The organism is Parendozoicomonas sp. 2304DJ65-17, assembly GCF_058148445.1.
The window spans coordinates 1-229 of the sequence record NZ_JBYVJV010000174.1 but is presented as its reverse complement, the minus strand read 5'-3'; the positions used below and the strand labels follow the sequence as shown (position 1 = coordinate 229).

Here is a 229-nt window from a genome sequence, read left to right as displayed (position 1 = left end):
TATACTTACCAGATGAACACTCAGAATGATTGGGATGGCTATAACGACATTACCATAGGATCAGCCTTTGTGAAGGCGGCTGGTTTCGATATCCCTTCCCTTGCCGACCATAGGCCTGCACTTTTTATAGCAACCCGAGTGCTGAAAGAACTGGATGGTTTGACTATTCCTTATCTGGAAGCACTGAAACCAATGTTTTCGGTCTTTTCCAAACAGGGCAAAACATCTT

General features: G+C 44.1%; 1 pseudogene. It reads left to right on the top strand.

What is annotated here, in order from left to right:
* Positions 1 to 12 precede the first annotated feature (12 nt).
* Positions 13 to 229 (top strand): annotated as a pseudogene (locus ACY2RR_RS24925) (hypothetical protein); the annotation flags it as partial.